Annotated in this window: 12 protein-coding genes; 6 read left to right on the plus strand and 6 right to left on the minus strand. The window is 61.4% G+C overall.

Translation table 11 applies throughout. The annotated features are described in order from the left end of the window. Positions 1-94: 94 nt before the first annotated feature. Both RB548_RS01665 and RB548_RS01670 read right to left on the minus strand, forming a co-directional pair. Positions 95-1,381, minus strand: a complete 1,287-nt coding sequence (locus tag RB548_RS01665; RefSeq protein WP_331373332.1) for an NAD(P)/FAD-dependent oxidoreductase — start codon at positions 1,379-1,381, stop codon at positions 95-97. A 15-nt stretch (positions 1,382-1,396) separates the two neighbouring features. Further along, positions 1,397-2,833 (minus strand): glutamine synthetase family protein, encoded by a 1,437-nt coding sequence (locus RB548_RS01670; protein ID WP_331373333.1) that lies wholly within the window; start codon positions 2,831-2,833, stop codon positions 1,397-1,399. A 133-nt stretch (positions 2,834-2,966) separates the two neighbouring features. On the opposite strand from RB548_RS01670, the gene RB548_RS01675 reads away from it, so the two are divergent. The 3 genes from RB548_RS01675 to RB548_RS01685 all read left to right on the plus strand — a co-directional run bounded on the left by RB548_RS01675 (position 2,967) and on the right by RB548_RS01685 (position 7,477). Next, positions 2,967-4,151, plus strand: coding sequence for a BaiN/RdsA family NAD(P)/FAD-dependent oxidoreductase (locus tag RB548_RS01675; RefSeq protein ID WP_331373334.1), 1,185 nt, complete (start codon positions 2,967-2,969; stop codon positions 4,149-4,151). A 266-nt stretch (positions 4,152-4,417) separates the two neighbouring features. After that, a complete protein-coding gene (locus RB548_RS01680) occupies positions 4,418-4,555 on the plus strand; it encodes a hypothetical protein (RefSeq protein WP_331373335.1) in 138 nt (45 codons plus the stop codon). A 396-nt stretch (positions 4,556-4,951) separates the two neighbouring features. Continuing rightward, on the plus strand, positions 4,952-7,477 hold the full coding sequence (locus tag RB548_RS01685; protein WP_331373336.1) for a methyl-accepting chemotaxis protein: 2,526 nt from the start codon (positions 4,952-4,954) through the stop codon (positions 7,475-7,477). 113 nt (positions 7,478-7,590) lie between these two features. On the opposite strand, the gene RB548_RS01690 is transcribed toward RB548_RS01685, so the two are convergent. Continuing rightward, positions 7,591-7,764, minus strand: coding sequence for a hypothetical protein (locus RB548_RS01690; protein ID WP_331373337.1), 174 nt, complete (start codon positions 7,762-7,764; stop codon positions 7,591-7,593). Positions 7,765-7,852: 88 nt separating this feature from the next. Here RB548_RS01690 and RB548_RS01695 point away from each other — a divergent pair, with 88 nt between their 5' ends. Continuing rightward, entirely contained in the window at positions 7,853-8,734 is an 882-nt protein-coding gene (locus tag RB548_RS01695; RefSeq protein WP_331373338.1) for a LysR family transcriptional regulator, read from the plus strand. A 179-nt stretch (positions 8,735-8,913) separates the two neighbouring features. Here RB548_RS01695 and RB548_RS01700 read toward each other — a convergent pair whose 3' ends face one another. Both RB548_RS01700 and aceA read right to left on the minus strand, forming a co-directional pair. After that, a complete protein-coding gene (locus RB548_RS01700; protein ID WP_331373339.1) occupies positions 8,914-9,153 on the minus strand; it encodes an SMc00767 family acetate metabolism repressor in 240 nt (79 codons plus the stop codon). Positions 9,154-9,278: 125 nt separating this feature from the next. Continuing rightward, positions 9,279-10,568: an isocitrate lyase gene (aceA, locus tag RB548_RS01705; RefSeq protein WP_331373340.1), complete on the minus strand. Its 1,290-nt coding sequence runs from the start codon at positions 10,566-10,568 to the stop codon at positions 9,279-9,281. 228 nt (positions 10,569-10,796) lie between these two features. On the opposite strand from aceA, the gene RB548_RS01710 reads away from it, so the two are divergent. Further along, positions 10,797-12,206 carry a helix-turn-helix domain-containing protein gene (locus tag RB548_RS01710; protein WP_331373341.1) on the plus strand — a complete coding sequence of 470 codons (1,410 nt, stop codon included), beginning with the start codon at positions 10,797-10,799 and terminating at the stop codon, positions 12,204-12,206. Positions 12,207-12,210: 4 nt separating this feature from the next. Here the strand turns inward: RB548_RS01710 and RB548_RS01715 are convergent, their stop codons facing one another. After that, positions 12,211-13,164 carry a fatty acid desaturase family protein gene (locus tag RB548_RS01715; RefSeq protein ID WP_331373342.1) on the minus strand — a complete coding sequence of 318 codons (954 nt, stop codon included), beginning with the start codon at positions 13,162-13,164 and terminating at the stop codon, positions 12,211-12,213. A 329-nt stretch (positions 13,165-13,493) separates the two neighbouring features. Here RB548_RS01715 and RB548_RS01720 point away from each other — a divergent pair, with 329 nt between their 5' ends. Then, positions 13,494-14,588 (plus strand): polyamine ABC transporter substrate-binding protein, encoded by a 1,095-nt coding sequence (locus RB548_RS01720; RefSeq protein WP_331373343.1) that lies wholly within the window; start codon positions 13,494-13,496, stop codon positions 14,586-14,588. Positions 14,589-14,853 lie beyond the last annotated feature (265 nt).

Consider the following 14,853-nt stretch of genomic DNA (forward strand, 5'->3'; position numbering starts at 1 on the left):
ATATCTCGATCTCGTTCAGGTCAGGGGTGGTATAATCTAATCGATTTAAAAACGCTAGGGTGCGGCGCAACAAAATGCGTCCGCACGCGGCATTTTAGAGCCGGTCGCGCAAAGCATACCAGCTGAGCGCGAGGAACAGGAGCGCCGAGCGGAATCGCATTCCGCCCGGGAAAGCAGGTATTTTCAAGGCCTTGAGAAGATCCAGCTCCGTCTGTTTCCCCAGCACAAGGTCAGCATAGAGCTTGCCGCAATAGTTGGACAGCATGACGCCATGCCCGGAATAGCCGCCGATGCTCGTGACCCCCGGCATGACCTCGCGGCAGAAGGGCTGGCGCGGCATGGTGATGCCGACCGAACCTCCCCAGGCGTGGGTGATCTCGACGTTGGCGAGTGCCGGATAGATCTCGCTGATCTGACGGCGGATGTGGCTGGAAATGTCGCGTGGATTGTCGGCCGTATAGGCTTCGCGCCCCCCGAAGAGCAGCCGTCCGTCTTTCGATTTGCGGAAATAGCGCACGACGAAACGGGAATCGTCGACCGATTCGCCGCCGGGCAGCACATCGGGATGGTCGGAGAGAATCTTGGTCGCGCCGATAAACGAGCGGATGGGCATGACGTGGCTGGCGGTTACAGGCTCGAGGTTGCCGATATAGGCATTGCAGGCGATCAGCGCCCGGTCGGCGGTGATCGTGCCGCGATCGGTGTCGATGACGATCGCGCCGCCCTTTTTTTCGATCTTCAGCGCCTTCGTCTGTTCGTGGAGGCTGGCGCCGGTACGGGCCGCCTGCGTCGCGAGGCCCATAAGCAATTTCATCGGGTGGATGTGCCCGGTGCCGGTGTCGCGGATGCCGAAGTGATAATGGTCCGATCCGAGCCGGCTTGCGGTCTCGTCCCGTTCCATGAAGGAGAGGTGCGGATATCCGAAACGCTCCGCCATCGCCTCGACATGGCGACGGTAGTCCGTCTCGAGACCTTTCTTGTGGCCGACGGAAAGCTGACCGGGGACGAACTCGATGTCGATTCCGTGTTCGCCGGCGAAGCCCAGCACGTAGCGCTTGGCGTTTTCCGCCATCTCGAACAGCAGCTTGGCACGTTCGTGGCCAAGCGCTTCCTCGGTATCCTCCGCCCAGGCGCGCTGTCCTGTGCCAAACTGGCCGCCGTTGCGACCCGAAGCGCCGTCGCCGAAACGACAGGCGTCGATCACGGTCACGTCTGTTCCGCTTTTCGCGAGATTGTAGGCGGCTTGAAGTCCCGTGTAGCCGCCGCCGACGATGGCGACGCCGGTTTTCCGCGAACCTGCCAGCGCTGGATAGACCGGACGCTCAGGGATCGTCGCCTCATACCAGGAAATTCCGGGCGAGATCGGGCTTTGCCAGGGCATGAGGGCGCCTTTCGGTCAGACGTTCAGAAGCAGGAATTCGCGTTCCCACGGACTGATGACCTGCATGAAGGTCTCGAATTCGCCACGCTTCACGCCGGCGTAGATGGCGACGAACTCAGGTGTGAACACATCGGCGAGCGAGGGCGCCGATTCGAGCAGCGAAACCGCTTCCAGCAGACCGCGCGGCAGGTCGATCGCGCCTTCGTTGGCCGTGTCCTCTGTCGGTGGCGTGGGCTGCAGGTCTTCGATGATGCCGAGATAGCCGCAGCCGAGCGAGGCCGCGAGCGCCAGATAGGGATTGGCATCCGAACTCGGCAGGCGGTTCTCGATGCGTCGCGCGGCCGCGTCCGAGACGGGGATGCGGAACGCCGTCGTCCGGTTGTCATAACCCCAGGCGGTGTTCACCGGTGCTGACATGTCGGGCGTCAGCCGCCGGTACGAGTTCACGTAGGGCGCCATCATCGCCATAGTTTTCGGCACGTAGTGCTGCATGCCGCCGATGAAGGAGAAGAATTCCTTCGATGGCGACCCGTTCGCATTCGAGAAGAGGTTGCGACCGGTGTTGATCTCGACGACCGACTGGTGAATGTGCATCGCCGAGCCGGGTTGGCCCTGCATCGGCTTCGCCATGAAGGTCGCATAGATGCCGTGCTTCAGTGCGGCTTCGCGAATTGTGCGCTTGAACAGGAAGACCTGATCGGCAAGCTCGATCGGGTCGCCATGCCTGAGGTTGATTTCGAGCTGTGCCGGCCCCTCTTCATGAATGAGGGTGTCGATCTCGAGGCCCTGCTTTTCCGAGAAATGGTAGATGTCATCGATCAGTTCGTCGAATTCGTTGATGCCGGCGATCGAATAGCCCTGGCCGCCGAGGATCGAGCGGCCGGAGCGTCCCTTCGGCGGGCGGAGCGGATAGTCCGGGTCGTCGTTCTGGGCGACAAGGTAGAATTCGATCTCGGGCGCGACGACCGGCTTCCATCCCTTCTGGCGATAGAGGTCGACGACGCGCTTCAAGACGTTACGCGGCGTATAGTTGATCTGCTCGCCCTGCGAGCCGACGATGTCGCAGATGACCTGCGCCGTCGGGTCGGTCTCCCAAGGAACAATCGAAAGGGTTGAAAGATCGGGCAGCAGCTTGATGTCGCTGTCGCGCGAATCGTAACGGAACTGGCCGGTCTCGTCGGGATATTCGCCAGAAATCGTATGACGGTAGATCGCCGAAGGCAGAGCAAGCGAGGTGTTCGAGGTGAACTTGGAGGTGGGCATCATCTTGCCGCGCGGTACGCCGGCAAGGTCGGGCGTGATGCACTCGATGTCCTCAATGCCGCGAATCCTAAGCCAGTCGACCGCTTCCTTCCAGGTCTTCACGCCTCGCGGCGAGTGCAGGGCGGCTGGTATTTTCGAACTCTTGCTGATCTTTGCTGCTTGCTGGGCGACACTTCTCTTGGAGGGCATAAATCACCGGTTTTGGCTTCGGATAGCGCATCATAACCGGAGTTTGGCGATTGGCTAGAGCAGCGCGACGGATCACGATTGACTTTTGGTTCTGCCATCGGAAAGGAAAGCTGAAACGCAAAAAGGGTCTTCCGTGGCAGAAAAACACGATGTGGTGATCATTGGCGCAGGTGCCGCCGGCATGATGTGCGCGATCGAGGCGGGAAAACGCGGACGCCGTGTGCTCGTGCTCGACCATGCCAAGGCACCCGGCGAGAAGATCCGCATCTCCGGCGGCGGTCGCTGCAACTTCACCAATATTCACGCCGGACCGAAGAACTTCCTCTCCGAGAATCCGCATTTCTGCAAGTCGGCGCTGGCGCGTTACCGGCCGCAGGATTTCGTCGCGCTCGTCGAGCAACACGGCATTACATGGCACGAGAAGACGCTTGGCCAGCTCTTCTGCGATCATTCGGCGAAGGACATCATCCGTATGCTGCTTGCCGAGATGCAGGAGGCGGGCGTGGCGCTGCGGCTTGCAACGGCGATCTCGGCGATCGAGAGAGTCGCATCCGGATTCCGCGTGACGACGGATGAGGGTGCCGTCGAGGCCGCGTCACTGGTGGTCGCGAGCGGCGGCAAGTCGATTCCGAAAATGGGTGCCACGGGTTTTGCCTATAGGACCGCCGAACAGTTCGGCCTGCCGATTGTCGAAACGCGGCCTGCGCTGGTTCCGTTGACCCTCGATCCGGCGCAACTTGATAAGATCGGCGAACTGGCGGGCGTTGCGGCCGATGCCGAGGCGCGCTGCGGCAAGGCCGCCTTCCGCGAAGCGGTGTTGCTCACCCACCGCGGCTTGAGCGGACCCGCCATCCTGCAGATCTCCTCCTATTGGCGGGAGGGCGCGGAGATCGTCCTGCGGCTGATGCCGGATATCGATATCGCGTCCATTCTCAAGGGGATGCGCCGAACGAACGGGCGCCAGGCCGCGCATACCGCCTTAGCCGACATCCTGCCGCGACGGCTGGCGCATTTCTTCGCGGAAGAAGCAAAGCTGGCGGGGCGGATGCTCGCCGACCTTTCGGACAAGGCCATCGACGCAGTGTCGGCTTCCATCCAGAACTGGACGCTGAAGCCCGCCGGGTCGGAAGGTTACAGGACCGCCGAAGTTACTCTCGGCGGGGTCGATACCCGTGCGCTCGATTCCCGGACGATGCAGGCGAGGGAAGTTCCGGGACTTTATTTCATCGGCGAATGCGTCGATGTCACCGGATGGCTCGGCGGCTACAATTTCCAATGGGCCTGGGCCTCCGGTTTCGCCGCCGGTCAAGAGGTGTGACCACACGGAAGAATTGGTGATTTGCCTTTTCAGCCATTGTTAACGGAAATGGCTGAACCTGAATTTATGGCTGCATAGCCTGCACAGGACTGGGGGCGGTCCCTAAACGGAAACCACACTGTTTCCATTTCATGGACTTTCCTTGGCCGCAGGATGAATGCACCATGATGTGCATGGTAGCCGGGTTGGCTGCCAGCAATTCAAGGGTTACAGCGTCCTTTGCGGTCGGAAAAACGCGCGGCGCTGTAGGACAAGGACAGGATGCCATGACCCACTCACGCCGTCCCCGCGCTGTTGCGATCGCCCGCACCGAGCAGGGCCACCTGCACCACGAGCTGATTGCTTTCGGTGCTGTTATCGCTCTCTTTCTCGTTGTGACTTTCGCGACGTTCGCCGCGTTCTGAATGCAAGTCAGGAAGGCGGAAGCGCCTTCCCAGGTGAGCGAGTTCACCTGATCCAAATTGCGGTGCCTGTGATCCGGGCGAAACCGCATGGCCGTTGTCGCAAAATCGTCCTCGCCCTATCGCCGCGTCATAACCGCCGGCCGCTTATACAAATCTTAATCGTTCAAATTGACTATGGCGCCCAAGTGAGTCCCGTCAGGGCCTCGCTGCCCGCACACGGGTAGCGCGGGCTCCGCAATGATTGCCGGCGGACTGGCGGCGTGCGCCGCATGTTTCCCGAAAAACATCAGCCTGTTTGCGCATCGGGTGGCCTGTTCCTCCACAAGCAATCGCTTGGGGCGGTACGCCGGGCCATCGGGGGAAGCGAAACGCGAGCTGCGAGCCAAGGTGTTTTCAATGTTCATTGATAGAGTTCTTGCCCGGTTCAAGATTCAGACGAAGGTTCTGTTCTTCATCCTGCCGTTTGTCGTCAGCATCTCGGCTGTCGGCATTACCGGCCTCTACGCATCGGGTCTGCTGCAGGGGCGCATGGAGATTTCAAACAGCGTCCTGCAGACGCTGAGCGGCTTCAAGGACGTCTATGCCGGGATGAACAATTTCCTGTACAGGACGACCGAGGAAAGCCGCGATGCGGTTCGCGCGACGATCGCCGCGCAGAAGGACATCCTCGCTGAGACCGCCGCGCAGGTTGCCGGCCAGAACGGACAGGACGAGCTGACCGCTGCGATCGCTGCGACCGGCGATATCGAAGCGCGTATCGAGGGTCTTTGGACGTTGCATGTCGGCGAGCAGGAACTGCGCGCGGCTACGGCGGCCAATCTGGAGCGCCTGGTGGCCGAACAATCGAAGATCAATGAAGAGACGAACCGGCTGCAATATGCCGTGCGCAAGGACGAGAACGCGGCGAAGACGATGCTCCGGAACGCCGAAAAGCTCCTTCGCGCCAGCCGCTTCTTCACGGAGTTTGGCACCGAGGTCGCCAAGGCGACCACGGTCGAAGAGAAGCTGAAGGAGGTCAAGGATCGCTTCCCGGCGATCGGCCGCACGCAGCGCGAGATCTTCACCCTGCTGCCGAAGGGCGAAAAGTCTCTCGCCGACACGGTGAATTCAGCATCGAGCGAGATCGGCTCCCTGATCAAGGCCCCGGTCGGACCAGAAACCCTGGGCAACATTTCGAAATACGTCGATCGCTTCCGTACCGCGAGCTTCCGCCTCGAAGCCGCCTCCGTCGGCAAGATGCGCGAGGCTACCCAGATCTTCAGCGAGCTGGACGAAAAGATTGCGAGCACCGAATCTGTGCTGACCGCGACACGCCGGCTTTCCACGTCGATCACCGACATTCAGATCGCCGCGGCGGCCTTCCTCGGCACCACGACCGAGGAAAATCGCAAGAGGCTCCTGGATAAGTTCCTTGCTGTTCAGGCAAATTTGACAACGCTGCGTGGCGTCGCGAACGGGATGAGCTTCTTCGATACCACGGCGGATGCGCTCCTTCCGATCCTCGACGTGATGAAGAAGGATGGTGTTGCGTTGGTCGCGAGTTCCGAAAAGCGCAATTCCGAGTTCAATGCTGCCGGTGAATCGATCAATGAGATCTGGGGCGATCTGACCGAGTTCGCGGAGCAGCAGAAAGTCGCAGCCGGTACCGAACGGGACGAAGCGAACCAGATCTCCGTTGCTGCGACGGTCGGCGGCGTCATCATCGCATTGCTCGCAGGCATCGCGCTGACCCTGACGCTGAAGAAACCGATCGGACAGATCACCGCCGCCATGCGCCGCCTTGCCGACGGCATGCTCGATACGGCGATCGACGGCGATGCGCGGCGCGACGAAATCGGCGACATGGCGCGCGCCCTCGGCGTGTTCAAGGAAAACGCCCTTTCCAAGGTGCGCATCGAGGCGGAAAGCGAAGAGCAGCGCGCTCGTGCCGAAGCGGAACGCAGCCGGAACGACGCCGAAAAACGCGAGCTGGACCAGCAGATCGATCTTGCCGTCAGCGAACTCGCCGCTGGCCTCGGGCGTCTGGCGCAAGGCGACCTCTCGCACCAGATCGAGGTGCCTTTCCACGGGCGGCTCGAGCAGTTGCGCACGGACTTCAACGGATCGCTCATCCGGCTTCAGGATACTCTGGCCCAGATCCGGTCGAACGCCCAGGCGATCCAGCAGAGCGGCGCGGACATGCATCAATCCGCCGACTCGCTCTCCAAGCGCACCGAAGCTCAGGCGGCTTCGCTCGAGGAGACCGCGGCCGCGGTCGACCAGATCACTGTGACGGTGCGTTCCTCGGCAGAGCGGGCGCATGAGGCGAACCTCGCCGTTTCACAGACCAAGAAGAGCGCCGACAGCTCGGCGACCGTCGTCACCAATGCCATCGCCGCGATGGGACGCATCGAAGAGGCTTCACGCCAGATCGAGCAGATCATCGAGGTCATCGACGACATCGCCTTCCAGACCAACCTGCTGGCGTTGAACGCCGGCATTGAGGCGGCACGCGCCGGCGAGGCGGGCAAGGGCTTTGCCGTCGTCGCGCAGGAGGTCCGGGAGCTGGCGCAGCGGTCCGCCGAGGCGGCTCGGGAAATCAAGGGACTCATCAACAAGTCGACTGAAGAGGTCAATTCGGGCTCTCATCTCGTCAAGGAGACCGGCGCAGTCCTTGCCTCGATCAGCGCTCAGATCGTCTCGGTCAGCCAGCATGTGGACATGATCGCAACGGCAAGCCGCGACCAGGCAGCGGCGCTGAACGAGGTCAACGGCTCCGTCAACCAGATGGATCAGATGACCCAGCAGAATGCCTCGATGGTCGAGGAAGCGACGGCCACCAGCCGCGCACTCGCAAGCCAGGCGGATACGCTGATGATGCTCGTCGAGCAATTCCGGCTGGAGCCGGAAGTGGCGACCGGCCAGACCTACCGCGCCGCCTGAGCGGCAGCGACCAGCCGCGGCGGGCTTGCTCGCTTACGGTAATGCAAGGACTGAATGCCGTGCGCTCGACCGGGCGCACGGCATTGTCAATTGGGGTCGCCGCGGTGCGAAGCTCAAACGGGGCCGCAGTCCGAGCGGCGCTTTTTCGGCGGCGACTTCCGGGCGATTGCGGAAATCAGGCGGCCCACGAGGGTCTTGCGCGGCGGCCGGAGCGGCTCGAAGGCCTCGTCCCAGCGGCGATTCTTGGAAAGCATGTCGAATAGATAGGCCATTGCCATCAGGTCCATGGTGATGCTCCTCGTTTTCGGGCATCCCCTCTTTTATGCACTCAAAACTGTTTTACATACGGCCTAATTCCCCATATGTCTTTCACGTATGAAAAACATGGACTGGGACATCTACCGCTGTTTCATGACCGTGGCGCGCGCCGGCGGCCTGACCGGTGCGGCGCAGGCTACCGGCTTGAGTCCAGCAACCATTGGCCGCCGGATGCTGGAGATCGAGGAGCGTACAGGGCGTTCGCTCTTCGTGCGCAGCCAAACCGGATACGTGCTGACCGCCGACGGGCGCCTCCTGTTCGAGCAATTGCAGGAAATGGAGGCGGCGGCACGCAAGGTCGAGAGCTGGCAGAAGGAAGGCGAGGGGATGCCGCTCGTGCGTATCGCGGCCGGAACATGGAACGCGTGGCTGATCGCGGAAAATTTTCCGGCGATCTGCACCGAGCGCGACGCCTTTGCCATATCGCTTTCGATCGGGGAGGCAAGGGCGAATCTTGCCTACCGCGAGAGCGATATCGGCTTGCGCGCCTTCCAGCCGGACGAGACCTATCTGGCGTCGCGGCTGATCGGCGACGTGGCCTATGCGGCCTATCGGCAGAAAAATGCGCCGGGCGGCGGGCCCGAGCGCTGGGTTGCGGTCGCCGAGGAAGAGGCGATCTCTGCCTATCTGCGCTGGCCGCACGACCAGGCGGCCGGCCGGATCGTTGCGACGGTTGGTCGGCCCCGCTCCTTGCTCGATCTCGCGCGCGCCGGGGCCGGAAGTGCGGTGTTGCCCTGCTTCGTCGGCGATCTCGATCCGCTGCTCGAGCGCGCGGGCGAGGAAATAGAGCCGCTTCGACATCGGCAATGGATCGTCATGAACAACGAGGACCGGCACAGGCGGGAAATCCGCACTGTCGTCGATCGGATGACACGACTGCTGCGCAGCCACGTGGACCTGTTTGCCGGCAAGCGCCCGCGGCGGACCTCGTCCGCATAGGACGGAAAGGACCACCGGCCGATTTACCGTCGGCCGGTGGTTTGTTCATGGGAAGGAAGAGCTTTCTCGTCAGCGACCGCGAACGACGGCGACGGGGATCTGCCGTCTGCGGGACAGAAGCTCGTGCCAGTACCCGCCCGAAAGCGTGAGGATGAACGCGATTGCCGTAAGCGCTAACATCACTTCCGTCCTTGTGTGACGATGACCGGAATGAGCAGGTCGCCCCAGTTGCCTTCGCCGCCGTGATGGCGTGCCGAGCGCACGAGCTCGACCGAAACGCCGGCATCGACGGCCTTCATGACCGACTGATTGAGCCGATGCAGGTCGTTCGCGACCATGCGGATCGCCGCCTGCTGGTCAGGGGTCATGGCCGACGACTGTTCCTCGGCCCGTTCCTTGACGCGTGTCTGTACTGTCATTGACGTTGCTCCTTTGGAGGTTAGAGCCGGATGCGGGCACTCCGCTTTCGGTTCGAGGTTCTGTTGTTTCCGGGACGCGCGACGGGCAGGGATGCCGCGCGCCCCGGCCTTTCAATCCGCGTCCTTCATTCTGCCGCCGGGCGGAACTGGTCGTGCTCGGTCGATTCCTTCATGGCGGTGGTCGACGACTGGCCGCCGGTGATCGCCAACGACACAGCATCGAAGTAGCCGGTGCCGACTTCGCGCTGGTGTTTGGTTGCAGTGTAGCCGTTGGCCTCTGCTGCGAATTCCGCTTCCTGCAGTTCCGAATAGGCGGCCATCTGCCGATCCTTGTAGCCGCGCGCCAGCTCGAACATGCCGTAGTTCAGCTGATGGAAGCCGGCGAGCGTGATGAACTGGAACTTGTAGCCCATCGCGCCGAGCTCGCGCTGGAACTTGGCGATCGTCGCGTCGTCGAGGTTCTTCTTCCAGTTGAACGATGGAGAGCAATTATAGGCGAGCAGCTTGCCCGGATGCGCGTTGTGTACGCCTTCGGCGAATTTGCGCGCCTGCTCCAGATCAGGCTTCGAGGTTTCGCACCAGATGAGGTCGCAATGCGGCGCATAGGCGATCGCGCGCGCGATGCAGGGCTCGATGCCGCTCCTTACCTGATAGAAACCCTCCACCGTGCGGCCGGCATCGTAGTCGACGAAGGGCCTGTCGCGCTCGTCGATATCCGAGGTCAGGAGCTTTGCCGCTTCCGCATCGGTGCGGGCGATGACGAGCGTTGGTGTTCCCATGACGTCGGCCGCAAGCCGCGCTGCGTTCAAGTTGCGGATATGCGCGGCGGTCGGGATCAGCACCTTGCCGCCGAGATGGCCGCATTTCTTTTCCGAAGCAAGTTGATCCTCATAGTGGACACCTGCCGCACCAGCTTCGATGAAGGCCTTCATGATCTCGAAGGCGTTCAACGGCCCGCCGAAACCCGCTTCGGCGTCGGCGACGATCGGCGCGAACCAGGTCTCGACAGAAAGCCCGTTTCCTTCCGAGGTCTCGATCTGATCGGCGCGCTGCAGGGTGCGATTGATGCGTTTCGCCAATTCCGGTGCGGCATTGGCCGGATAAAGCGACTGATCCGGATACATCGCCGAAGCCGTGTTGGCGTCTGCGGCGACCTGCCAGCCGGAGAGATAGATCGCCTTCAGGCCGGCGCGAACCATCTGCATCGCCTGGTTGCCCGAGAGCGCGCCGAGCGCATTGACGAAATCCTCATCGTGGATGAGCTTCCACAGGCGGTTGGCACCCATCTCGGCAAAAGAATAACGGATTTCCACCGATCCCCGCAGCCGCTTCACATCTTCGGCGGTATAGGGTCGCTGGATACCGTCGAAACGTCCCCGCGGTGCGCCGGGAACCAGTTTGTAAAAATCAGTCATCCTGTCCTCCTCGTAAAAACCGATAGCTCTTCGACTTTGGTCTTACGCCAGTTTTGGTCGTAAGTTCATGTGACATTTTTTACATTGCAGTGCATGAGAAGGCTATGGAATTCGCAGAATTGGCCGATTCAAAAGGGTTATCTTGTCTTGTGTTTGACAGTAGAAATCGGTAAAATTGTAAAAGTTGTCAAAGCGATCGCGGTGCCGGATTTGTAAAGGGAGTTACAAATGGCCGAAAACAAGATCTTCGCCGGGCCGCGCGTCAGACGTATCCGCAATGGTCTTCAGTTGACGCAGACGGCGATGGCGGAGGCGCTCGGCATCTCACCCTCCTACCTGAACCTCATCGAGCGCAATCAGCGGCCGCTGACGGTGCAGCTGCTCCTCAAGCTGTCCTCGGTCTACAAGGTGGACCTCGACGAGCTGCAGGGAGAAACCGGTAGTGGTCTGGCACACTTGCGCGAGGTCTTCGCCGATCCGCTCCTGGCCGGCGAACTGCCCGGCGACCAGGAACTGATCGAAATCGCCGAAGCGGCGCCCAACGCCTCCGGCGGCATCGTCAAGCTCTACCGCGCCTATCGCGAGCAGGCGTCACGCCTGAAGGATCTCGCCGATCTCCTGGCGGGACAGGGGCACATGGCGGCGCTTTCGGGCACCCGGCTGCCGATCGATGAGATGCGCGAGGCGTTCGAGGCGCGGCCCAATCATTTCGCGCGGATCGAGGAGGCAATGGAGGCGTTTCATGCCGCGCTTTCGCCCGGAGACGATCTCACGGGAGCGCTGAAGGGCTGGCTCAAGAAGGAGCATGGCCTCGTCGTCAGAACGCTGCCGGTGCACGCCATGCCGAACCTGCGCCGCCGGTTCGACCGGCACTCGATGCGGCTCTTTATATCCGAACGCCTGTCACCTTTCGACCAGACGCGGGAAATCGCCATGGAAGTGGCGTCGATCGCCTGCCACGAGGCGATCGACGCCGAGCTGGAGCAATTCCGCTTCTCGACCGCCGAGGCGCGCCGCATCGGTCGCTTCGAACTCGCGCGCTATGCCGCCCATGCCTTGATGATGCCCTATCAAGCGTTTCTAGCCGCGGCGCAGCGCGCGAAATACGACATCGATATCTTGCGATCCCGCTTTCAGGTGTCCTTCGAACAGGCGGCCAATCGACTGACGATGTTGCAGCGCCCCGGCGCCGCGGGCATCCCGTTTTTCCTTATGGAGATCGATAATGCCGGCCATCGGCTGCGCCGTGCGGGCGCGCTTGGCTTTCCTGGTGCGCGTTTCGGCGGCGCCTGTCCGAAGCTCAATATCCATGCCGCCTTCGCCGTGCCCGGGCAGGTTCTCGTCGACCGCGTCGAAATGCCGGAGGGCAGCGAATTCCTTGTCGTTTCGCGGACGCTCGACGGACCGCAAGCGGGCTTCCAGGAGCGGGTGAGGCGCACGGCACTGCTTATCGGCTGCGATGCCGGCTTCGCGGAGGAAGTCGTCTACGGTGCGTCGAGAATGCCGGCAGTCCCTGTTGGCGCAGCCTGCCGCCTCTGCGAGCGGCAAGGCTGTCTGGCGCGCGCAGAACCACCTGTCACCCGCCCGCTTGGCCTGGACGAGATGGCGACGGGCCTCAGCGTTTTCGACTTTCAATAGCCGGTCAGTAACTCGCCGGATGCTGATTGGGCAACAGCGGTGCCCCGGGCGCGAAGCATTCCGCGGCGAGGCCGGTGGTATAGCCACGTGTAATGTGGGCCTTCGCCGCATAGGTCTTGTTTCGCATCAGGATAGCGTGCAGATCCGGCAGATTGTAGTAGGGCACGCCGGGATAGAGGTGGTGCTCGAGGTGGTAGTTGATGTTGTGGGGGGCGAAGAAAAGCTTCTCCCAGGCATGCGGATAGACGGTGCGTGAGCTCGTCAGTTCGTCGCCGTAATCCATGCTGCCAAAATGTTCGGCGACGCTGCGCACGTAAAGAAACAGGCAGAAAAAGGTGAAGAAGGGCACGAGCCAGTAGAGCACGAATTCGCGCCAGATGCCGAGGATCGTGAAAACGACCGCTGCCGAAAGGTAGAAGCCAAGCCTTAGCGCCTTGTAGGCCGGTGTCGAGCGATCCGTCGTCGAGATCCTCTTGGCCATGTGAATAAGGTCGCGGATCGAATTCACCGCGACGAGGTAGCCGAGCAGTTGCGCAATACCGCGTGCCAGTTTCTGCGGGAAGGTAAACTGTGTGAGGTCGCGCTTTGCCACCCAGTCCGGGTCGTCATCCGTATTGGCGTGCTGGTGGTGGGCAAGGTGGTTCTGGCGATAGCCGTCAACTGTCGCCAGCACCGGCCAGGCCAGCAGAATGTCACTCATCCAGTCGCTGAGCTTGCGATCGCGAATGATGCGGTAGTGGGCAGCCTCGTGCACCATGCAGCCCAAGGCGTGCATTCGCCCGGCGATCACAGCGATGGCGATCACGTAGACGAGGATATTGTCGGTGTATTCGCTGACGGCGATCGCCGCCGCGATGACGGCCCAGTCCGTGGCGATTGCCGTTAGTGATTTTCTCGGCTGCAGGACCGAAAGGCGCTTCAATTCCCTCGGGTCGATCCTGCGGTTTCGCTCGCTCATAACGTGGTCCGGACGCTGATACACAACCGTCGGCAAACTCGCACTTCCACTAAGGTTAATCAATCGTAAACGCGGCCCGTGAGTCGGCATGTTTGTACGATGGTTAACGCGTGGCTCGTCCCCGATTGGCACAGTGTTCCCGAGCCCCATGTCATAAGTGCCCGTTTTCGCTTGCGCTTGCCAAAGTGCATTAGGCACGGGATCGTGCCTGAAACCCGAGCGAAAGCGCTTGAGGTTGGCGAGAAAGATGCCTAACCTCCCCGTCGGGCCGACTGGGACCGCACGGGTTGGCGGGTCCGGCCGAGAACCGACAATAATGAGGGAACTGAATGTCCAAAATCGTGATCGCAACACTGGCAGCCGCGGCGCTCGCGGGATCGACCATGCTCGCCTCCGCGCAGGAGCGGGTCGTCAATGTCTATAACTGGTCGGATTATATCGACAGCAGCATTCTCGAGGACTTCACCAAAGAGACCGGCATCAAGGTGGTCTACGACGTCTTCGATTCCAACGAAATCCTGGAGACGAAACTGCTCGCCGGCGGCTCCGGCTATGACGTCGTGGTGCCGACGGCCTATTTCCTGCAGCGCCAGATCGCGGCCGGCGTGTTCCAGAAGCTCGACAAGTCGAAGCTCCCGAACCTGCCGAATATGTGGAACGTTATCATGGAGCGTACGGCGAAGTACGATCCCGGCAACGAATATGCCGTAGACTACATGTGGGGCACGACCGGCATCGGCTACAATGTCGACAAGATGAAGGAGATCCTGGGCACGGACGAGAAGCCGAACTGGGACGTCATCTTCAAGCCTGAAATAGCCGCGAAATTCAAGGATTGCGGCATTCATCTCCTCGACTCGCCGACCGATATCGTTCCTTCCGCACTTGCCTATCTGGGCCTCAATCCCGACAGCCACGAGGCGGCCGATCTTGAAAAGGCGGCCGAGTTGCTGACGAGCATCCGTCCCTATGTGCGCAAGTTCCACTCGTCCGAATACATCAATGCGCTCGCAAACGGCGATATCTGCCTCGCTGTCGGCTTCTCCGGCGATATCTTCCAGGCGCGGGACCGTGCTGCGGAGGCGAAAGCCGGTGTGACGGTCGATTATTCAATCCCGGCGCAGGGCGCGCAGATGTGGTTCGACATGCTGGCGCTTCCCGCCGATGCGCCGCATGTTGCCGAAGCGCACGAGTTCATCAACTACATGATGAAACCGGAGGTCATTGCCAAGGCCTCGAACTATGTCTTCTACGCCAACGGCAACAAGGCTTCTCAGCAGTTCCTCGACAAGGAAGTCTTGGAAGACACGGCTATCTATCCGTCGGACGAGGTGATGCAGAAGCTGTTCACCATCACGCCGTTCGAGCCCAAGGAGCAGCGGGTGTTGACCCGGCTCTGGACCAAGGTCGTCACTGGCCAGTAAGAGCGGAAACGAATTGCCCGGCCCCAAGATCCGGGCAATTTTTTTGGAGCGGGACGAGGAAGGACGAGTTGTTGTTCGCCCGTCTTCCGCTCGGCGTAAGATTGCAGTGGGCGCCTGCCGCGTGTTTCCTTAGATCGAGCCCGATATAAGGATGAAAGCATGCAGCAATTCAAAGTGCTACAGCGTCCTTTGCGCGTCTGGTAAGGCGCGCGGCGCTGTAGGTCAGGACTGTGCGCCCATCGGCTGTGTCATTCGGGGATAGATG

Origin of the sequence: Sinorhizobium chiapasense (assembly GCF_036488675.1) — a bacterium.
GTDB lineage: Bacteria > Pseudomonadota > Alphaproteobacteria > Rhizobiales > Rhizobiaceae > Sinorhizobium > Sinorhizobium chiapasense.